Consider the following 21,612-nt stretch of genomic DNA (forward strand, 5'->3'; position numbering starts at 1 on the left):
CAAAATCACGTTTCTATACAAACAAACACTGGCATAGGAATCAGCCATTAATTACCGCACAACCTTAATAAACTACATTTATCGGACGCTGTATATAGCCCAAAACAGCCCTATTTCGGAAACTAGAATCCAGTCACCAAAAAGAAAGCGCTTACTTTTGTGTGATTTGCAACTGCTTTCGTATCAACAAGAAAAGAAGACAAATTCTATTTAGAATTTATAGTGTAAATCACATATCCAACGGGGCTTGGAGTGGAGGCGTCAATCGTCACTTTGTTGCAAGAGACTCATTAACAAGTTAGAGAGCAATAGGTTAAACAGATTGGTGTTAAATAATTGTGTCTGAAAGCCCTTCGTGTGAACAAAGGGCCCCAAAACGAAAAGATCGTCCCTAAAAGGCAGAAAGAGAAACCAGCGTTTTGGTATAGTCCTGCTGTGGCTGGCTAAACAGTGTTTGTGTCTCCCCTTGCTCGACGATTTCACCATTTCTCATCACTATGGTGTAGTGACACAGCGACTTCACTACGTTCAAATCATGACTGATAAACAGATAAGTCAGACCGTATTTAAGCTGGAGGTCTTTTAGCAGGTCCAATACCTGAGCTTGTACTGTTCTGTCTAACGATGAAGTAGGCTCATCAAGCAAAATGAATTCCGGTTTCAGAATCAGGGCGCGAGCAATCGCAATACGTTGCCTCTGCCCTCCGGAGAATTCATTCGGATAACGGTGTCTCGTATTCGGGTCCAAGTCCACCTCGCGCATCACTTCACAAATCATTTGGTCTAATGTCTCGTCGTCATGCTCAAAGTGAACTCGCAGTCCTTCACCAATCACCTGGGCAACGGACATTCGTGGATTGAGTGCGGAAAAAGGATCCTGAAACACCACTTGCATTCGACTGCGATAGGGAAGCATCCCTTTGCGATCTAAAGTCTGAATATCATGTCCATCAAACTCAATGATCCCTTCGCTGTGAACCAGCTTTAATATCGCCATCCCCGTTGTCGATTTCCCTGAGCCGCTCTCCCCTACCAGACCAATGGAGTGGCCTTTTCTAAGCTGAAATTTCATGCCTGTCACTGCCTTGACGTGGTCAATAACACGCTTAAACAGGCCTCCTTTAATGGGAAACCAAACTTTAAGGTCATCGACTGACAATAGTGGTTTAGCGTTCTCTGCCGCCGTTACCGGCAAACCTCGTGGATCTGAGTTAATCAGTTTTTGAGTATATGGATGGTTCGGTGCCTCAAAAACCTGATGACACTCGCCCACTTCAACCAGTTTGCCTTGCTGCATTACCGCTACTCTGTCGGCTATGCGGCGCACAATACTCAGATCGTGGGTGATAAACAGCATCGCCATACCGAATTCTTTCTGCAGTTCTTTCAGAAGATCAAGGATCTGCGCCTGAACTGAAACATCTAAAGCGGTTGTCGGCTCGTCGGCAATCAACAATTCTGGTTCATTAATCAACGCCATTGCTATCATCACCCTCTGCCTCTCTCCACCAGAAAGTTCATGAGGATAAGCCGTTATTTTCTGCTCTGGATTGCGAATTCCTACTTTTTTAAGCCAGGAGATAGCAAGTGCTTCCGCTTTGCTCGTGCGCATACCGCGATGGATCGCCAGTGTTTCCACCAACTGTTTACCAATCTTGTGCAGAGGGTTTAAAGAGACCATCGGTTCCTGGAAAATCATTCCGATGCGTCCTCCGCGAATGCCACGCAACTGTCGCTCGGAACAGTTCAACATATCTACGTCATCAAACTGAACATGACCACCAAGATAGTGACTGGAACCTTTCGGGAGCAACTTCAATACTGAGTTAGCCGTCACGGACTTGCCGGAGCCACTCTCTCCAACTAAGGCTAATGTTTCCCCTTTGCGTATTTTGAGTGATACATCAAAGGTTACCTGTTCGACATTCTTACCCCGACCAAATCCAACCGACAGATTTTCAATGGCGAGTACGTGTTTAGGATCATCTTTCGTCATAATCTACCTGTTAGCCCTGCTGATGGGGATCAAACGCGTCACGAACAGCCTCACCTGCGAAGACCAGCAGTGTGAGCATCACAGACAAGACGGCAAACGCAGACAGGCCCAGCCACGGGGCTTGCAAGTTAGCTTTGCCCTGCGCCAATAACTCACCTAAGGAAGGAGAGCCTGCAGGCAAACCAAAACCAAGAAAGTCTAACGAGGTTAACGTTGTTACCGAACCAGACAGAATAAACGGCATCATAGTTAGGGACGCCACCATTGCATTCGGCAACATATGTCGGAGCATAATTCGTTTGTCATCCACTCCCATTGCGTGGGCGGCTTTTACATAGTCGAAGTTTCGACACCGTAGAAACTCAGCCCGAACCACACCAACCAGACTCATCCAGCTAAAGAGCACCATGATGCCCAACAGCCACCAGAAGTTTGGTTCGACAAAGCTGGAAAGAATGATCAACAGGAACAGCGTTGGCATCCCTGACCATACCTCGATAAACCGTTGACCGAACAGATCTATCCATCCCCCGTAATAACCCTGTGTAGCGCCAACCGCCACTCCAATGATGCTCGATACGATGGTAAGAATAAAACCAAACAGTACCGAAATTCGGAAGCCGTATATAATACGAGCTAACACATCGCGACCCTTATCGTCGGTTCCAAGCCAATTCACATTGTCTGGAGCGGAAGGGACTGACGCTACAATGTCATAATTGATTGTGTCGTAACTAAAACGAATGACTGGCCAAACAATAAAGCCCTTCTCTTCAATGAGCTCTATCACGTACGGGTCGGTGTAGTCAGCTTCGGTCTCAAATTCACCACCAAACTCTGTTTCTGCGTATTGGCTAAAGACCGGGTAATACCACTGATTGTCGTATTCCACCAAAAGCGGTTTATCATTCGAGATGAATTCAGCAAACAGACTAAGAAAGAACAGGACCAAAAAAATCCACGTCGACCAATAGCCACGTTTGTTGGCTTTGAAACGCAGCCAACGAGCTCTGGTAAGAGGGTTCATCGCCATCTATCGCGCCTCAAAGTCAATACGAGGGTCTACCCACGTATAAGTTAAATCAGAAATAATACTCAAAATAAGACCCAATAACGTCATGATATATAGGGAACTAAATACAACAGGGTAGTCTCTCTGAATCGTTGACTCAAAGCCCAATAGCCCTATCCCTTCCAGTGAGAACATCACTTCAATCAACATAGAGCCCGTAAAGAAGATGCTGATAAAGGCGCTGGGGAAACCGGCAATAATAATGAGCATGGCATTACGAAAAACGTGTTTGTAGAGAATGCTCCTTTCGTCCAGCCCTTTTGCTCTCGCGGTCACCACGTACTGCTTATTGATTTCGTCCAGAAACGAATTTTTGGTTAGCATGCTGAGAGTAGCAAAGCCGCCTATCACCATAGCGAGAATAGGCAGAGTCAGGTGCCAGAAGTAGTCGATGATTTGCTGATACCAGGTCAGTTGATCAAAGTTACTCGAAACTAACCCTCGCAGCGGGAACCAACTAAAGTAGTTACCACTGGCAAAAAAGATAATCAGGATGATGGCAAACAAGAAGCCGGGAATCGCATAACCGACAATCACCACCGCACTGGACCAAATATCAAAACGAGAACCGTGATGAATCGCTTTGAGTATGCCAAGAGGTATTGAAATCAGGTAGATGATCAACGTACTCCAGAGCCCCAGCGAAATCGAAACAGGCAAACGGTCCTTAATAAGGTCAATGACATTACCTCCTCTGAATAGGCTATCGCCAAAATTAAACATGGCGTAGTTTTTCAGCATGTCGAAGTAGCGTTCATGAATAGGCTTATCGAAACCAAATTGCTTTTTAATTGCCTCCACGACCTCTGGGTCTAACCCTCTGGACCCTTTGTAACCTGTTGCTTCATCTTTGGGGCCAGAATCGAGTTCAACCTCGCTGCCTCCCCCACTAAAGCGCTCCATCACACCAGAGTTCAACCCTTGCATCTGTGCAAGCGCCTGTTCCACTGGTCCTCCTGGAGCAATCTGGATTATGAAAAAGTTAATGGTAATAATTGCCCAAAGCGTTGGGATGACCAGCAACAAGCGCCGGAAAATATAGGCCGCCATCTATCCCTCTTATCGACGTTTTTCAGGAAGCTTTTCAGCTTTTTCTTTTGAAACCCACCAGGTATCGACACCCAGGTCATAAGTAGGTAAGACATCAGGTCGTTCGAATTTATCCCATGTCGCCACACGATATTTTTTAATATACCACTGAGGAATAATGTAAAAATTCCACTGTAACACGCGGTCTAAAGATCGCCCGAGGACCAATAGATTTTCCGGACTTTCTTGGTTTTGCTCAATTAAGTCGGTCAGATCGTCAATCACTGGATCTTTAACACCCGCCTGGTTATAGGTGGAATCGATGAAGTTGGAATTCCAGACTATCTTTAAATCCGAGCTTGGGTAAGGGTGTGCACTGTAACGTGAAGACACCATATCAAAGTCGCGGTCGCGCCAGCGCTTTAGATATTGAGTGGTATCAACGGTACGAATTCGCATGTCAATCCCCATGGCTCTCATGTTCTTCTGAACTGGAATGGCTATCCGCTCCGTGGTCGGACTGTAAATCAACAACTCGAAACTCAGCGCTTCACCTGTTTCAACATTGGTCATTACTTTGTTTTTCAGTTCCCAACCCGCTTCTTTAAGCAATGCGAATGCTTTACGCATTTGGGGGCGAATTCGACCAGAACCATCGGTGACTGGTGGATTGTATTCGTCAGTAAAGACGCGCTCTGGGATTTTGCCTTTGTATTTGTTCAGGATCTCAAGTTCCGCCTCAGAGGGTAAGCCTTTTGCCTCATAGTCAGTATTCTGGAAGAAACTGCGAACACGAGAATATTGGTTGTAGAACATGTTTCGGTTCATCCACTCAAAGTCCATGGCATAGTTTAATGCTTCACGAACTTTCGGGTCGCTGAACACTGGACGTTCCGTATTGAATACAAAAGCTTGAGTCGCCATTGGCTTATGGTGCTCAATCTCTTCTTTGTTAATGAAGCCCTTGTCAAAATTTACCCCGGTGTAAGAACTGGCCCAGAACTTGGCGCTCGACTCTTCACGAAAATCAAACTCACCCGCCTTGAAAGCCTCCAACATGACAGTGTCATCTCGGTAATAGTCATACTGAACCGTTTTAAAATTGTTTCGACCTACATTCACTGGAAGATCTTTAGCCCAATAATTTTCGTCAAGCTGATAGGTCAGCGTTTGCCCCATTTTATAATCAACAATTTTGTAAGCCCCACTGCCTACTGGTGGTGTGCTAAGTGGCTCCGAAAAGTTTTTGTCTTTCCAGAAATGCTCTGGCAATATTCGAGTGCTTTGCGCCAGACTAAATAGCTTCTCTTTACTCGGCACCGACATGTCTATCCGTACCTTCAACTCCGATACCGCTTTGACACTTTTAACATCTTTGTAGTAAGCACGATACTGAGGCACCCCTTCAGTCATGAACTTGTTGAAGGTGAATTCCACATCTTTAGCGGTAATAGGTTGACCATCAGTAAATCGAGCTTTGGGGTTAATATCAATTTCGAGCCAGCTGTAATCGTCGGAATAGCGAACTCTTTCCGCAATAAGCGGATAAAATGAGTCAATTTCGTCACTTGGCGAGAACATCAATGTGTCGTAGAGATTACCGGTAGCGGCGGCAGGCTGCCCTCGTGAGGCATAGCGGTTAAAGTTATCAAACGTACCGATTTGGCCATAAGTCACTTTTCCGTATTTGGGGGCGTCAGGGTTCACATAGTCGAAGTGAGAGAAGTCTGCCGGGTACTTCGCTGAGCCGAATCCAACTAACGTGGTTGTCTCTACCACATTTGCTGCAAATACACTGGTTGTTAAGACTCCCACTCCAAGAGCCACTGCTGCTTTGCCAAATAGCGTCATCCCTTTCTCCCCAAAACAAAGAAAGGCCGGTTGTTGCGCGTCCTTTCTTCAATGTTCATCATGATGTTTATATTGATATAAATAGCTGTATTTCACGGTGTTTTCAAGGGTGGGGGCACGTAAGGACAAGAATAAACTGTGAAACTTTGCCACAGATGGAGTCAGGCGCTTATTTCTTCATCACAGTGATCACAATTAATGATTGTTCGTGAATCTGGACAATGCATGTGAACTCGACCAAGACAACCTTTTTTGGACACGTAAAGTGCTTTGTCCGCTCGTTCGATGATGCTGCCCTCTTCCATTGAATGCGTCGCGACACCGATAGAACATGAAACACTAAACGATTTACCACTACTGGTTTTAAAACTGAGCTTATCTATCTTTTCAGACAGACGACTTGCTAATGCGTAGGCCTGGTCAATATTACTGTTTGGCAACAGCAGAACAAACTCATCCCCCCCGTAGCGGCACAGCAGATCTCGCTCACGGGTGAAACGATTGATCACCTTAACCACATCGACCAGTACACGGTCGCCAATCGAATGGCCATACTTATCATTGATCGGTTTGAATCGGTCGACGTCGATGATCAACAGCGAGCTAGGTATACCGAAACTACGAAAAGCTTTACTCTGTTCTTCGAGAGCCAAGTGAAGGTAACGACGGTTGAAACAACCCGTGAGCACATCCGTATTCGCTTCCTCGAGTAACGTTTGCCTTTCTTCCATGTCCTTGGACACGTCGACAGCAAAGCCTATTACACCAAGTACCTTATCGTCCTTAATAATTGGGGATGAAATGGTCAGATGGTACAACTCTCGCTGACCAATTCTGAAAGGGATTTTCTGCTGGGTGGGAAGCCTAGACTCAACGACTTCTCTGTCGTTGAGACGCATCTTTTTAGCAACACTGAAATTGAATAAGTGCCAGTCAGTTTTCCCTTTTATTCCTTCTAAAGATACCTTAAACGTCTCCAGCACTTTTCTATTTACATATTGATACCGCCCCCTGTTATCTTTTATAAAAATAAAAGCATCAACAGCGTCAAAGACTTCAGATAAGCCTAATAACTCCTCTTGAGCACCTTGATGGGTGGAGAATATGAAATCAAGCATAAACGGCTAAAAGTGCATAATGTTGAATATCGAATAATAGAGTCTAAACCCTAGTCAGAAATATTGCTTCTGCCCTGATTAGATTTCTAAGCCAAAAGTTTAATTTTGATACATCGGCCACATTTTTGAACCAGCATCACATTACCGCACTACATTCGCTCAAATAGCAAACGATGCTTACATCGACCAGTTCTCAAGACGATAAGTTACTGCATTGCAAACCTATCCAACCGATTAGCAAATATAATTGATACACCCGTGCATTATATCTTTCATTGTATTTGCTTAGAGTTCTGATAAGAGGGGCAGTTCAAAGATGAAAACGGTACTAATGATGATATCCCTTGTGCTAATCAACTCTGTGCCGTTGTTGCAGGGTTAGTAGATGTCAGTATGATTGTGTGACAAGGCGGGCTGAATATGTGCGATACATAGAGAAATGCAGTGACACTATTGCCAGTCCTTCAAGCTTGTTCACTAGATGCAGCAAACAAGTGATCCCGCTAAGAGGTAAGAGAAAGGTAAAAAGTTGAGAGAGTCGCTATGCTACTCTCTCCTTTTTCGATTTATTGGTAGTTTTTCATTGACTTAATAAAAGTCTCTTTTGCAGTCGGTGAACCTAACCTTTCAGCTTCGTTAGAGACGCTGATCGCACGCTCAAAGTCACCTTCAGAAACGGCTTTGCTGATTTCATCATTGAAAGCCTGCTCTTGTTCTGCACTCATTACCGATTGCTGCTCAGAGTCAACATACGCCGCGATGCTTTCTTCTCTCTGAGATTTCTCTTGTGTCGTTTCACTCAACCTGCCTGCAGGGTCATAGTCAAACTCGAACGTCACCTGGCCAATAGCGGAGTGTGGAATTTTATTGGTTGAATAAAAAGGGTTATCGGCTGATACCTGCCCTGATTTCAGAGCGAACTCACTTGGGGGCATAGGCATAGAATATTCAGCGAGATCTTGTGCTGTCGTCATCGCAACCAAATACTTAGGTGCCTTACCATTTGGGTATTTTTGCGGCAACACATAGTCCCCTATGTATCCCGCTTTATACAGTAATGAGCTTTCACTGTAGCGGATGGTATTGTCGTCAATGACGTCCAGTACCTTGTAGTTGTTATCAAGCACCAGAACACTCGGTACAAATACCGTTTTTTCAACCACAGAGTACACTTTTAGTTCAATACTGCCAGTAGCTTGGGGCAACGCTAAACCAGCAACAAAAGTTTTTCCAGTTTTTAGCTCTACGATGGGCGATTGCGCCGTAATATCCACTCGAAACGTCTCTGGCTTGACGACTTGTTGATAAGTCAGTGTATCCAGAGTTTCACAGCAATTGGCTACAGACTGCAATGCATTAAGTCCGAGTTTTTCCTCTCTGTTCTCTGCCGTCACATTTTCGGAACCAGAGCAGCCAGCGAGTGTTGCCAACAGCATTGCTAATATCGTTTTCTTCATTTCTACACCATCCTCAGAGTTTAATGAACTCTATACCACCAGCACTTTAGCCTAGAGCCTGCCCTGGAATTTTGCAACGAGTTATGACATTGAGTATTTCAAAAAAAAAAGCCACTCCAGAATAGAGTGGCAAAGTAGAACTTGTTCATTCATTCGCTGCTTCATCTCATGAATGAACATATAACCACAATACAATTATTGTGAAATAATCGAACATGCTTTCTCCCCATGATACACATGTTCGATACCTACTAAGGTCAGCGAATACTGGTGTTACCACCACATATCTGCTTGGATACCTACTAGTACATCTGCTTTGTCACGCATTGAACCGTCTAGGTATGTAGCAAGGAAGCGGATTTCTGGCACAGGACCGAAGCCTGAGTTTACTGCAATCGTAGGCGCAATCGTCAGTTTGTAATCATACGCGCTGCCGCCGTTACCATTTGCATCAGACCAGTCACCATATTGATAGCCAGCTTCCGTCGCGATAGAGAAGTTTTTCGCAATTGGGAACGTTGGACGAATCATCGCCGATGCCCAAGAATCCTTACCACGATTTTCTAGATCATTGTACTGACCCTGAATCGAGTGGAACACACTTACGCCATTTTCAAAGAAGTAACCACCCCAGATCAATGCACGTGTAGAAACGTCACCTGAATCGACTTTCTTCATGTTCGCTGGGCCCATCGCACCACCGTAGCCTGGTTTCCAAGCGTTATAGGTAGTGATCGTACCACCCAATAGCTGACCAGAACCTAGACCTTGACCGGCTTGAGCAATATACTTAGTGAAACCTTTGTCTGACAGTCCAAATACTGAGTCAGAGTGATAGATACCCGTCACTTCAAAGCCCGTATCAGCATATTCATCGCCATCAACGAAATTGTCTGGTAGGTATTTACCCATTGCGTGCAACTCGAACGAACCAAAGTTTGCACCTACGTGAACCGAGTGCATTGGGTTGTTTGTATCCGGAACCCAATATCCACCTTCGGCGTTGTCACTCGCAACGTAAGCGAAGTCCCACTTATTGCCGCCAAGTTCGATGCCTTCAACACCGACACCAGTACCAGACATATCTGTGTAGAAGAAGTCAGTCATAAAGATGTAGTTATCTTTACCGTAGAAACGCTTACCACCCCAAACAGTGCCCGTTTCTGTTACGCCATCAAACTCAACAAAAGTTTCAACTAGACCGATGCTGCCGTTTGCTGCGTCGGCATTAGTACCTAACTGGTTTTTACCTTCAGACTGTGCGTTATCAGCACCAGCACGAGTTTTAATGCGGATGTTTTGTCCATCAGCAGTATTGAAATTCTTCTGAAGAGCCAGCTCGAAGTGGTTATCTGATTCGATACCCAAACGACCTAGTTTTTCTTTAGTAGCAGGGAATTTCGAACGTTTGAAGTCATCGTTAGCGCTATATAGGGCACCAGCACGAAAATAACCGTGAAATTCGAAACCTTGTGTATTTTCACTTGCCATTACATTAGAGCCAGCAGCACTGAGGCCTGCCATTAAACAAGCAATAGAAACCTTTGATAATTTCATTATCAACTCCTAAGTTATTATAATTAATTCCAGTTTTTAAATGCACACCAATTAACCATATGTAAAGCGAACCACTGCTTACGGTAAGATATGCATCGTTGAGTTTGATAATTGAAAGATGACCCCCTTCATCATTCAAATAATCAAATATTCGATTTACAACAAGCCCATCAATCCAACTCATTGTATTTTGAATTCATTTATATAATTTAAATCCAGTATTTCCCGGGCAACATATACGTGAATAACTTCATTTACTTATTTACCAGTCTGTTATCTACTTTGTTGACGACTTTGCTCCAGGCAAGCATGTAAGCGCTTTCTTGAAATTGAAAGCAAAAAACGAAGCCCATTTTTTAGAACATTCGCACAATGCCCTGCATTTACTGATAAACAGTGAGTCTCATAGTGGCAACACGCAACATGAACTCAGAAAAAAATGTAAGCGCTTTCTATTTATTAGTTAAAAAAAGCACCTTCGTATCATTGATGCAGTAGATTTGCTCTGTCACCTTGTTGAGTTTTATAGTACCTCCCTAATTCATAGGTGTATATAGCCTCCAGACACATGAGTTTACAAACTTTGATCATCATCCCCCAAAAGAAAGCGCTTTCTTGATTTTCCGTGCACTGGGTCACTTTTGCTCATAAAACGCCCTTTGAGGCCTGCAGTGGCAATAGGTTGCTCAGATCACATTTCCATTTATCAGCATCGTTGTGAGTAAAATTTACCGCGGAGAACAAAAGGTTCTGGTGTATAATTTTGGCCACCAATAACAGTGGAATCTCCGTGATTTCAATGAGATTGAAATAATAGGAATATAAGTTTGATTACCATAAAAGAAGTCGCAGAACTTGCTCAAGTATCCCAAGCTACCGTATCAAGAACGCTAAACGGCCATGCTTCGGTAAAAGAGACGAATAAGCAGAAAGTATTTGCTGCGATTGAAGAACTCGGCTACAAACCGAATGCGTTCGCGCAAGCACTAGCGTCAAACCGCTCGTGCAGTATCGGTATGTTGGTGGGTACTCTTGACGGTCCGTTTTATGGGCCAATGATGCATGAAGTAGAGAAAGTGGTTCGCGCAGAGAACTACCATCTTATCATTACAAGTGGACACGAAGAGTATGATGAGGAACATGAATCCATTCGCTTCTTACGCTCTAAGAAAGTGGACGGGTTGGTTCTGACCGCAGATACCCTGTCCGACAGTGAGTTGCTGGATATCGTTAACGAAGTGGAAGCGACTGTCCTTATTAACCGCTACATTCCAGAGATTGCTGAACGTTGCATCTGGATAGATAACGAGCGAGGTGGTTTTTTGGCGACTGAGCACCTTATCAAATGCGGTCATACTCAGATTGGCTGTGTTACAGGTCAGTTAAGTAAAGTGGACAGTAGAGACCGCCTACAAGGCTTCAGAAACGCCCTGAGTCACTATGGTGTTGAGTATAATCCTAACGCGGTTGTTGAAGGTCGATTCGACCATAAATGCAATCACGATGCGATCAGAAGGTTGCTGGACAGAGACATACCGCTCACGGCCATTTTCTGCATGAACGATAACATTGCGATGACGGCATACACTCTGTGCTTAGAACGCGGCCTTAAAGTTGGTGAAGACATTTCTATTATCGGCTTCGATAACGTTTCTTTCGGTCAACACATGACTCCTGGGCTGACAACCATTGACTTCCCAATTCATGAGATGGCAAAAATGGCAGCGCAGAAAGTAATGGCGATTGTTCAAAATAAAAAAAGTGCGAACTTGTGTAATGATCCTATTGCACCGACAGTTGTTGTGCGTGGCTCAGTTAAAAACCTCAATCGTTAAATAGTGAAAGCCTTTAATTTAAACTAAGATTTAAATATCTTTCAAAATTTCAAGAGCTAACAAAATAATAAAAACCAACAATCTGGCATTAAAAAAGGGACCTCATCGAGGTCCCTTTTCTTTATATTTCGTTATAGCAATCTACTTTTTGGAATCGTCACAATCACTTTATCGATTGCACCCGTTCTATTAAATATTTGTTTGCTCAAACTCTCCGGTACAATATGCGATTGAACCGACTTAGACTCACCGCTGCTCATCAATAGTTCAATCGATACATCGCGAACATTGTCGTCTACTTGGTAGACAAACGGCACCTGACAGTAAGTAAAGGCCAGTTCACCCTTGTTGACAGTGAACGCTGCCTTCGCATGGTCCATGGTGTAGTAGGTAAACTCTTCGTCTTTACTCAGGAACTCACCAGCGTACAGAAGGCTTGGATCAATCTGGATTTCGCCATCCTGAACGAGCAGACCCAGCTCACCAAAACGAGTGATAACCTCTTCCTTCACCTGCCCTGTCATACCTGGCTGCTGAGCACCCGCCTGTTTAGGCGTATGAGAGTATGGGTCTGTTGGGAACGCACCATACACTTCTGGCGTCTTGTTAAAACCAATGCCTTCACGAACTTTGTAATAGAACTCCGCAAGCTTGCGCGTTTCTTCACTGTCACCGGACTCAACCCAAGAGCGCTGATAGTTTTCCTGAACCGCAAGTAGCAGTTTAGAAACCATGTGCCAGTAGATACAACCAAGACCTTCATAACCAAACATAGTACCAGAACGACCCGTAAAGGCTTTGTGGTTGAATGTTTCCTCATATAGGTCTAGGACTTGTTGCCACTCCTTGTCACCATACTCTGGGTAGTCACCCTTCACAGCAGCAATGCGTTGTCTTAGTACATCGGCATTCTCAAAGTCTGCATTGAAGTGTACTTTACGCTCAATGTCTTCAGAGACAATGCGCTTATCTTGGTTGTCTAACATCACTTTAAGCAGCGGATTACCTTCGATAACGTCGCGCGTTACCTGGTTCTTCTGCATATACCCAGCCAACTGACGATCAGGGTATAGCATAAAGCTGCGTTGGTCTTCACGATACATCTCGCTGTTAAACAGATTTTCAAGTAGAGCAATAACTTGTTTAGAGTCAAGAATACCCGCACTCAGAATTGCCACCTGCCCTTCAAGCATTGGGTAAAGCTCTTCAACACGTGCCTCATCAGCATTAACATCAAGGATGTTGTAGGCGTTATACAGGCCGTCTTCACGTTTGTTGTTGTGAATCGTCTGGTCAAGTAGTGTCAGTGACACATTAAGCAGGCTTTCTACCTTGCTCATATCCAGTACCGACTTGCCAGAGAAACCTTGCTGGTATACTTCCTCGCGATATTGTGCTGCTGCTTCTTCTAGCTTAACTAGCAACGTTTTACGTGCTTTGGCATCAACATCTTTAAGTCGAATCGTAGCTGCCGCGTCAGACAATACTTCAATCGTATTTAGCATCCACGTAGACACTTCATTGGACAGTTCAACATTAACCGGCGCGCGGCATAGTAGTTTCTGCATGAAAGTCACATAGCGACGCATGTAATACAGTGTCACCATAGACAAACCGTTACCAACGATAGCGTTGTTCGCGTCGTTCCACTCTGGACGCTGTGTATTCAACCAAATACCACCATCAACAACCAGGTTGCTCAACTTAGACAGTAGAGGAACCAGCAGTTTCTCTAGCAGGTTCACATGGTAAACCGCACCGTCAGCATCCAATACAAGACGACCATCGCTACCCAATACCTTGGTCATTTCTTCTGTCGCTTCTTGCTTCGCAGTGCTGAACGCCACAGTATCTTTCGGGTTATTGAAGAGTTGCTCTACACCACATAGCTCGTAAGGTACATTTGCGTAGCTGTAGTTGTTTTCTGTCAACCAACTAATCAAATCATTGCTCTGATATTTGTCAGCAAGTTCCAGGAACTTCAACAGATAAATGATCTGGTGGTCACCCCAGTAACCAATGTTGCTCCACGGATCGTCCAGTTCAAGCAGTTCCCAGTCAACGCCATCTTTAGTAATGCGATAAGGGTTGTAGCCGTCAATCGTTGATGCGTTAACAAACTTAGCGACAAAAGAACTGATGTAGTTCGGATAGCTCAGTGCAATCGCTTCCCAGTTCTGGAAGATGTCACGCCAGTTACCCTGATAAGCCAGCAAACGTTGACCTTCTTCATCACGAACCTTGATTTCGTAGTGGTTCCAAGGACGGCTTGGGTCACCATGTCGGCGTCCAAACGTCAGTGGCAGATACTCGTAACACAGACGCACTAGTTGGCTATCACCTGTCTCTTTTGCTAGTGAGACTAACTCTGGATGGCTGATAGTTGCTGGTAACGCGCTCAGGAATGCCTTATGTTTCTCTGTCACCGCTTTGTTGGTGCGAGCAAATGTCTCTTTCACATCTGCAACTTCTAACTGATAACCTTCGACAAACACGCCACCACGCATGTTGTTAAACAGTACGTTCGCGTAGTGGTGGACACTGGTTTCTTCAGAAGACGTTAGCTGCCAAGCGTCCGCGCCAGACATCAGCAGTTTTAGCTCCTGATTGTTGCTATCGATGTCCGCATGGACAGTGTCTAGCAGGTCATCTTCCAGTACCAACATGTTCTTCATACTAGTGACATCTGAATGCGTTTTATCGATGTCGGCAACGATGGCCCAGGTCTCTTTTGCCCCTTCCGCCAACTCAACTGCCTGATGAACAAAATAAGCACCACGTTCGCCGCGTGTCAGTGTCGCATTTTCAAAAGGCAGGCCTTTTCTGAAACGAGCCAGTTCAGAAGCGCTTAACAGTACTGTCTGCGCCTGTTCAGCGAGTGAGAACACAACCGTTGTACGCAATGACTCTGCAGGTTCTGCTCGGTCACTTAGTTTTGCGTACATGCTGTACGTGGCCATCGGCAGTTCACCAACACGCTCGTTCCACTTGTAAGCATCCACTAGCGCACTGCGAGTTTGCAGTGCCTGAAGCGGTGCGCCAGATGGCAGCAAGTTCTGAATACCATCCATGACTTCAAGTGAAACTGATTTGTCCGATAAGTTAACCAGTTCGGTCTCACGAACAAAGCCAAAACGGTCACCTGAACTCCAGCTATAGCGATAGCCTACTTCCAGAGTATTGTTCAGCTCTTCGAATACAATTTTGTCGCCGATAGCATTCTTATAGATGTTGCGCTGAACGTCATATAGACCGTCATGAAATTCATTGTACGGTTCCCAAAGTGCAACCTTACCGTCGCCTTTGTTCACTTTAATGATTGCCTTTGAGCCCGTGTTCTGCGCGTTCTCATGGATATGGTCCACTGAGCGATAAGGGAATAGCGCATTTTCTGGGCGAATACGACCCGCAGACAAGCTGCCAGTCGATGAAATAAATAGCCAGTGGTTACTTGCAGAAACTACACTGATAAAAAACGGTGCCATTTGGTCAACGTTAGAAATCTTGTAGTAACGTTCACCATTCAGGTCTACAAACTGTCCCGCTACTTTGTCGCTAACTAAAGCTTGAGATTGTTCCATAATTAAGTCACTTCTTTTTGTAAGCGCTTTCTTAAAGCGAAAAATTAAAAAAAATTACATATTGTGGCAGCGTACAAAATGCTGCTCTGAGATTTGCGAAGTTGCAGGCATTTCGCGAGTACAGATTTCTGTCGCTTTAGGGCATCGGGTAGCAAACGGACAACCGACACTTGAAGGTTTCCAAAGAGGAATTTCACCCTTTTTCACTTCCAGGTCACGACGACCTGCGTTGCCTACTTCTGGTACAGCAGATAGCAATAGCTTTGAATATGGATGCTGTGGATTTTGCGTTACGTCGTCGCTGTTTCCCCACTCAACCATATGGCCGACATACATCACCGCCGTTTTCTCTGCAAAATAACGAGCAGTCGCAATATCGTGCGTGATGTACATAAACGAAATACCGTGCTTATCTTTCAGATCAGCCATTAGGTTTAAGATACCCAGGCGAACTGACACATCCAGCATTGAAATCGGTTCATCAGCCAGAATGACATCCGGGTCTACCGCTATCGCACGCGCAATCGCGACACGCTGACGCTGACCACCACTCAGCTCATGAGGGTATTTTTCTGCAGTCTCTTTCACCGGAGTCAGGCCAACAAGCTCTAGCAAGTCGTAAACCAATGAAGGGATAGCTTTTTTGTCGGCACGATTGTGAATCAGCAAAGGACGAGCAATGTGATGGTAGATCGTGTGAACCGGGTTCAGAGAGCCAAACGGGTCCTGGAAAATCATCTGTACCTGACGAGAGTACTCTAGCTGACCGTTCTCTTTAATGTATTCATCAACAGGTTGACCTTTAAACAGAACTTCACCGTCTGTCTTGTCATAAATCTGCGTCAGGATACGTGCGCCGGTACTTTTGCCAGAACCAGACTCACCTACGATAGCCAGTGCTTCACCTTTTTTAAGCTCAAACGATACATCATTAACCGCGCGCATCAGATTGCTTTTCACTGATTGACCTAACGGAAAATCTTTCACCAGGTTTTTTACTGACAGAATGACTTCTTTATTTTCCATTGTTAATTCCTCAAACCATATGGCAAGACACTTGGCGACCGTTCGCAAGCTTAGTTAGTGTTGGGTCAACTTCTCTACACTTCTCAACGCACTCACCACAACGTTCCTGGAAGTTACAGCCCGTAGGGATTTGCAGTAGGTTTACAGGGTTACCAGGAATACCGTACAAGCGTTCCTTTGGACCATGAATTGTTGGGAATGATGATACCAGACCTTTAGTGTATGGGTGCTCTGGTGCGCCAAAGACTTGCTGAGCATCACCCAACTCGATCAGGTTACCCGCATACATCACGCCAATTCGGTCAGCAATTTCACCCATCAAGCTCAAGTCATGGCTGATAAACAGAATTGAGAAGCCAAACTTGGTTTTCAGGTCGTAGAGTTCGTTCAGGATTTCACGTTCTACAACCACGTCCAGTGCCGTTGTTGGTTCATCCATAATGATCAGTTTTGGTTCCAAAGCCAGTGCAACGGCAATCACCACACGCTGTCTCATACCACCACTCAGTTGGTGAGGGAAACTGCTCATACGGTCACCGTGAATACCTACGATGGACAGCAACTCAACCGCTTTTTCGTGAGCCTGTTTATAAGGGATCTTTTTATGCGCCAGAATAACGTCTGTTAGCTGTTCACCAATGGTAATAACCGGGTTAAGTGAGTTCATCGCACTCTGGAAAACCACCGATACATCGTTCCAACGGAACTGACGTAATTTACGGTCATTCATTTTCAGAACGTCTTCACCTTTGTAAAGGATCTCACCTTCTGAAATCAGTGCGGGCGCTTTATGGAGACGAGAAATTGCAAAAGCTAGCGTACTTTTACCACAACCAGACTCACCGGCGATGCCTAGCGTCTCACCTTCTGCAATCTTCAGGCTTACGTTATTTACTGCACGAGCCACACCGTTTGGAGAGACATAGTCTACGCACAAGTTATTGATTTCTAATAGAGTGCTCATTATAGACCTCTCTTTTTGTCTGCTTCTTTCTTCAGCTTGTGCCAAAGTTTAATGTGTGGACCGGTACGAAGTTTAGGGTTACTAACCTGGTCAATTGACATGTTAACCAATGCCAGTGCACCACCTGTGATAGCCAATGCAAACGCTGGTACTAACATTTCCCACCATGCACCTGTGTACAGTGACGATGATGTTTGTGCCCAGTACAACATTGAGCCCCAGCTCACTTCAGTTGCATCGCCCAAGCCCAGAATACCCAGACCGGCTTCAGCACCCATCGCGTAAATTACCGTGCCAAGGAAGCCACCAAATACAATCGAAATCAGGTTTGGCAGAATTTCTACCAGGATGATTCGGATTTTAGATTCACCCATTACTTCTGCAGAGATAATGAATTCTTTATTACGGATCGCCATCGTTTGAGATCGGATAACCCTCGCGCCCCAGGGCCAGGAGGTTATCCCCAATAACACCGTAATAACAAGGGACCCCACCTGCCCTAAAAATGCCGCTAAAACAATCAATAATGGTAACTGCGGGAATACCAGGAATACGTTCGTCAGGAAGTTCAGACGGTCATCAATTTTACCGCCAAAGTAGCCCGAGGATACACCAACCAGAACCGCGATAGTCATCGCAATGACACCAGCAGTTAAAGCAACCGTAAGAGACTTGCGTGCTCCGTACAGCACCTGACTGTAAACATCACGACCACTACGTGTTGAACCTAGAACATGTTCTGCGTTCGGTGCCACGTGAGGTCTTGCAACACGTCGCTCTGGATCATGCGTTGCAAGTGCTGGAGCAAAAATAGCGCCAGCCAGAACAATCGATAGCAGCAGGCCGCCGATGATTGCTGGTGGGTTACCGTAGAAAAATGCGTAAACCTTACCTAGCGACTTCTTGATGTTTTTCCAAGAAAATTTAGGCTCTCTCACAGCCAGCTTACTTTGGCTATCATATTTGTGAGCATCAAAAAACTTATCCATAATGCACCCTAATTAGAAATACGTGGGTCAAGCCAAACATACAGTAGGTCGGCGATGAAGTTTGCCGTTAGTACAGCAGTAACCAAGATTAAAAGAATGGCCTGAATCAGAGGGTAATCACGAGCAATAATGCCTTTAAGAAGAATGTTACCCAGACCCTGGTAGTTAAATACTACTTCGGTCATGATCGAACCTGCAAAAGAGAAACCAATCGCCATTGCTATTGCGGTTGCAACCGGAAGGATAGCGTTACGTCCTGCATAACGGTACATCACACGGAAGCTGCTAAGACCTTTTGCTTCTGCCATGGTTACGTAATCTTCACCCAACACGTTGATCATTGCGTTACGCATGTTGAAGACCCAAGTTGCGATACCCACAACTACCATGGAACCCACAGGCAAAATAGCGTGTTTCGCAACACTACCTATAAACTCTAACGTGAAAGCAGGCTCAAGTGACGGATCGTATGTGTAAGCCAACGGTAACAGTTCCATCTTCAAACCAAAGAAGTAGAAAAGAAGAAGTGCAGTTACGATATACGGAAAGTTACTGATAAAGGCGAGAACTGGCGGAACAACCTGACCAAAAAAGCCTTCACGGTGATAAGAAGCGTAAGTACCGATACTCACACCAATAATTAGCGCTACAATCAATGAACCCAGTGCTAGAAACATAGTCCATGGTAGTGCCATAGCGATCACTTCAGAAACGCTCACTGGGAACATCAATACTGAAGGACCTAAATCAAGTGTAAAGACACTTTTCAGGTAAGCGATGTATTGGACAAAAATATTGCCATCTACAAAGCCGTACATTTCACGTACCGCATCCATTTGAGCTGGATCCATTCGACCTTGAGCGGCAGCGAAAAGCGCATCTACTGGGTCACCAGGCATCAAACGAGGTAGCATAAAGTTAAAAGAGATAGCGATAACAAACGCTGTAAAATAGAAACCAAACCGGCGAGCTAAAAACGACATAATAGTACCTATAAGAATCTTAATAATCAGGGGTCATCAAAGCGATGACCCCAAAGGACTGCGCTTACTTAAGGTGTAAGTTATTAAGAATAATTACGCGCTTACCACCGTCATACCATACTGGTTGAACGTATGGGTCTTTCTCACTTGGCCAGCCAACAATCTTAGAAGAGTTGTACTGGAACCAAGTTGGGTTAGAGAATAGAGGGATAAACGGCAGATTCTCTGCAGTGAACTCTTGCAGTTCAGAGATGATGCTTTGCTGTTTAGCTGTATCACCAGTCTTACCGAAGCTATCGATCAATGCATCGATCTCTGGGCTATGAACGCCGTGACCTGCGTGCCAAGTCTTGCCGATACGCGAAGTAGAGAAGTACTCCTGATAAGCCTGAATTGGGTTAGTCGCTACCATAGACCAGTTGATAGACATCTTGTACTTGCTGTCTTTCAGGTTGCTGTCGTAAACCGCCCAGTCAACCGTCTTAACGTTTGCTTTGATGCCGATTTCTGCATAGTACTCAGTAACCATCTGAACTACTTGGATCCAGTCAGTCCAGCCGTTTACTACTTCGATATCAAACTCAACAGTCTTGCCTGATGCATCATCACGCATGCCATCGCCATTACGGTCTTTAATGCCCGCTTCGTCCAGAAGCTTCATTGCAGCTTCAGGATCGAACTTGGTGATGTCCGCATACTTCTTGTTTACGTTCTCATCGATGCTGGTCTTATAAAGTTCACCGATACCACCAACGTTGAAGTTTGCTGTTGGGTAGCCGTAAGCAGCGATATCTACAATAGCATCACGGTCAAGAGCCATAGAAAGTGCTTTACGAACACGAATATCATCAAATGGTGCTTCTTTAGTGTTCACGTATAGGTGAATCGCGTCGTTCGCTGGGTACCAGAAGTGGTGATTCTCTGGGTTCTGCTGTACGAAAGTAGACTCGATGTCAGCGATGAAGTTTGAACCCCAGTCGATTTCGCCTTTGATCAACGCAGGCTGAATTTGAGAGTTGTCGTTATAAGAACGGAAAGTTACACAATCCAGGTAAGGACGGTTCTCAAGATAGTAGTTGTCGTTACGGCAAAGCTCCATTTGCTGAGGCTTGATGTATTTAACAGCTGTCATTGGCCCGCTGCCGATTGGATTCGGGTTAGTGAACGTAGTCAGATCATCCACTTTGCTCCAAACTGCTTTTGGTACGATGTGATAAACAGGAAGATTCCAGATAAACGTTGAATCAGCTTCTTTTAGCTCAAACTTAACCGTTTTCGCGTCAACCACATCAATAGATTGTAGGTTGCCTGCAGACCAAATACCTTTTTGGTCAAATGCTGGCGCGTCTTTTGTCATGTTAAAGCTGAAAGCCACATCTTCCGCAGTCAGTGCGCTGCCATCAGACCATTTAAGACCGTCACGTAGTTTTAGAGTAATGGTTTTCAGATCATCTGAATAATCTGCAGACTCAGCCAAACGCCAGTTCGTTTCGCCAGTCATGTTGTTGAACACCATTAGCGGTTCAAACATAATACCGTGTAGCAAATCCTTCGTTGTGTAGGGGTTGAAGTTATCAACAAACCCGGTATTGATGATTGGTACCGTTAATGTACCACCCTGCTTTATCTCTTCTGCCTGTACCGCAGCTGCGTTTCCGGCAAACAATGCACCACAAATAACTGAGGCGATAAATGTTCTTTTTTGCATCACTTTGTCCTTTAGTATAAGAGTGAATAGAAGCACTTTCCGTAGAGCAGACATGAATTCATGCGAGGGGGGTGAAACTCTATGAAAGCGCTTTCTTTGGATAATGCTATGCAAAGAATCAAGCTATGACAAAGCGCCTGGAGAGAAGTACCGACTCGATCACATATTTATAAACCTTTATAAATCAATAAGTTAAACAAAACCCTCTGACTAAAAACCAATCAACAATAAGATTAAATCCATATAATTCATATAGTTAACAGCAGGAAATAGGGCACACCCAACACTTACTAGAAATGTGATCCCCTTAACTTTTAAGTAAGCGCTTAACCAAAGCAGAGACCACAGAACGGATACATAAGTGGAATAATTGATTACACTTTTATCAAAATTTAAACATAACTTGTTGTTTTAAATTAATTTAACAATTTTAGTTTTATTTATAT

At 44.7% G+C, this 21,612-nt stretch carries 14 protein-coding genes; 1 reads left to right on the forward strand and 13 read right to left on the reverse strand.

Features of this window, described 5'->3' with window-relative positions; genetic code table 11:
* Positions 1-391: 391 nt before the first annotated feature.
* The 7 genes from C4S60_RS16715 to C4S60_RS16745 form a co-directional block, all read right to left on the reverse strand.
* The gene (locus C4S60_RS16715) at positions 392-1,996 is read right to left on the reverse strand and encodes an ABC transporter ATP-binding protein (RefSeq protein ID WP_103881504.1); all 1,605 of its coding nucleotides are present in this window, start codon (positions 1,994-1,996) and stop codon (positions 392-394) included.
* Positions 1,997-2,006: 10 nt separating this feature from the next.
* Positions 2,007-3,029, reverse strand: coding sequence for an ABC transporter permease (locus C4S60_RS16720; protein ID WP_103881505.1), 1,023 nt, complete (start codon positions 3,027-3,029; stop codon positions 2,007-2,009).
* A complete protein-coding gene (locus C4S60_RS16725) occupies positions 3,030-4,118 on the reverse strand; it encodes a microcin C ABC transporter permease YejB (RefSeq protein WP_103881506.1) in 1,089 nt (362 codons plus the stop codon).
* Between the two features lie 9 nt (positions 4,119-4,127).
* Complete coding sequence (locus C4S60_RS16730) at positions 4,128-5,948, reverse strand: extracellular solute-binding protein (RefSeq protein WP_103881507.1); 1,821 nt, start codon at positions 5,946-5,948, stop codon at positions 4,128-4,130.
* 161 nt (positions 5,949-6,109) lie between these two features.
* The gene (locus C4S60_RS16735) at positions 6,110-7,066 is read right to left on the reverse strand and encodes a sensor domain-containing diguanylate cyclase (protein ID WP_103881508.1); all 957 of its coding nucleotides are present in this window, start codon (positions 7,064-7,066) and stop codon (positions 6,110-6,112) included.
* Between the two features lie 566 nt (positions 7,067-7,632).
* Positions 7,633-8,523: a MalM family protein gene (locus C4S60_RS16740; protein ID WP_103881509.1), complete on the reverse strand. Its 891-nt coding sequence runs from the start codon at positions 8,521-8,523 to the stop codon at positions 7,633-7,635.
* 273 nt (positions 8,524-8,796) lie between these two features.
* Positions 8,797-10,080 carry a carbohydrate porin gene (locus C4S60_RS16745; RefSeq protein ID WP_103881510.1) on the reverse strand — a complete coding sequence of 428 codons (1,284 nt, stop codon included), beginning with the start codon at positions 10,078-10,080 and terminating at the stop codon, positions 8,797-8,799.
* A gap of 827 nt (positions 10,081-10,907) precedes the next feature.
* Between C4S60_RS16745 and C4S60_RS16750 the strand changes: the two genes are divergently transcribed.
* A complete protein-coding gene (locus tag C4S60_RS16750; RefSeq protein ID WP_103881511.1) occupies positions 10,908-11,915 on the forward strand; it encodes a LacI family DNA-binding transcriptional regulator in 1,008 nt (335 codons plus the stop codon).
* A 131-nt stretch (positions 11,916-12,046) separates the two neighbouring features.
* On the opposite strand, the gene C4S60_RS16755 is transcribed toward C4S60_RS16750, so the two are convergent.
* The 6 genes from C4S60_RS16755 to C4S60_RS16780 all read right to left on the reverse strand — a co-directional run bounded on the left by C4S60_RS16755 (position 12,047) and on the right by C4S60_RS16780 (position 21,166).
* Positions 12,047-15,496 carry a hypothetical protein gene (locus tag C4S60_RS16755; RefSeq protein WP_103881512.1) on the reverse strand — a complete coding sequence of 1,150 codons (3,450 nt, stop codon included), beginning with the start codon at positions 15,494-15,496 and terminating at the stop codon, positions 12,047-12,049.
* A 54-nt stretch (positions 15,497-15,550) separates the two neighbouring features.
* A complete protein-coding gene (locus C4S60_RS16760; RefSeq protein WP_103881513.1) occupies positions 15,551-16,522 on the reverse strand; it encodes an ABC transporter ATP-binding protein in 972 nt (323 codons plus the stop codon).
* 10 nt (positions 16,523-16,532) lie between these two features.
* Positions 16,533-17,486 (reverse strand): ABC transporter ATP-binding protein, encoded by a 954-nt coding sequence (locus C4S60_RS16765; protein ID WP_103881514.1) that lies wholly within the window; start codon positions 17,484-17,486, stop codon positions 16,533-16,535.
* Complete coding sequence (locus tag C4S60_RS16770) at positions 17,486-18,475, reverse strand: ABC transporter permease (RefSeq protein ID WP_103881515.1); 990 nt, start codon at positions 18,473-18,475, stop codon at positions 17,486-17,488. Before C4S60_RS16770 ends, C4S60_RS16765 begins: the two co-directional genes overlap by 1 nt.
* A gap of 8 nt (positions 18,476-18,483) precedes the next feature.
* On the reverse strand, positions 18,484-19,458 hold the full coding sequence (locus C4S60_RS16775; RefSeq protein WP_103881516.1) for an ABC transporter permease: 975 nt from the start codon (positions 19,456-19,458) through the stop codon (positions 18,484-18,486).
* A 64-nt stretch (positions 19,459-19,522) separates the two neighbouring features.
* Positions 19,523-21,166, reverse strand: coding sequence for an ABC transporter substrate-binding protein (locus C4S60_RS16780; RefSeq protein WP_103881517.1), 1,644 nt, complete (start codon positions 21,164-21,166; stop codon positions 19,523-19,525).
* Positions 21,167-21,612 lie beyond the last annotated feature (446 nt).

Source organism: Vibrio hangzhouensis (assembly GCF_900107935.1).
Lineage (GTDB): Bacteria > Pseudomonadota > Gammaproteobacteria > Enterobacterales > Vibrionaceae > Vibrio > Vibrio hangzhouensis.

Coding starts and splice junctions, on each gene's coding strand:
- C4S60_RS16715 (WP_103881504.1), bottom strand. CDS start 1,996: ATGACGAAAGATGATCCTAAACACGTACTCGCCATTGAAAATCTGTCG.
- C4S60_RS16720 (WP_103881505.1), bottom strand. CDS start 3,029: ATGGCGATGAACCCTCTTACCAGAGCTCGTTGGCTGCGTTTCAAAGCC.
- C4S60_RS16725 (WP_103881506.1), bottom strand. CDS start 4,118: ATGGCGGCCTATATTTTCCGGCGCTTGTTGCTGGTCATCCCAACGCTT.
- C4S60_RS16730 (WP_103881507.1), bottom strand. CDS start 5,948: ATGACGCTATTTGGCAAAGCAGCAGTGGCTCTTGGAGTGGGAGTCTTA.
- C4S60_RS16735 (WP_103881508.1), bottom strand. CDS start 7,066: ATGCTTGATTTCATATTCTCCACCCATCAAGGTGCTCAAGAGGAGTTA.
- C4S60_RS16740 (WP_103881509.1), bottom strand. CDS start 8,523: ATGAAGAAAACGATATTAGCAATGCTGTTGGCAACACTCGCTGGCTGC.
- C4S60_RS16745 (WP_103881510.1), bottom strand. CDS start 10,080: ATGAAATTATCAAAGGTTTCTATTGCTTGTTTAATGGCAGGCCTCAGT.
- C4S60_RS16755 (WP_103881512.1), bottom strand. CDS start 15,496: ATGGAACAATCTCAAGCTTTAGTTAGCGACAAAGTAGCGGGACAGTTT.
- C4S60_RS16760 (WP_103881513.1), bottom strand. CDS start 16,522: ATGGAAAATAAAGAAGTCATTCTGTCAGTAAAAAACCTGGTGAAAGAT.
- C4S60_RS16765 (WP_103881514.1), bottom strand. CDS start 17,486: ATGAGCACTCTATTAGAAATCAATAACTTGTGCGTAGACTATGTCTCT.
- C4S60_RS16770 (WP_103881515.1), bottom strand. CDS start 18,475: ATGGATAAGTTTTTTGATGCTCACAAATATGATAGCCAAAGTAAGCTG.
- C4S60_RS16775 (WP_103881516.1), bottom strand. CDS start 19,458: ATGTCGTTTTTAGCTCGCCGGTTTGGTTTCTATTTTACAGCGTTTGTT.
- C4S60_RS16780 (WP_103881517.1), bottom strand. CDS start 21,166: ATGCAAAAAAGAACATTTATCGCCTCAGTTATTTGTGGTGCATTGTTT.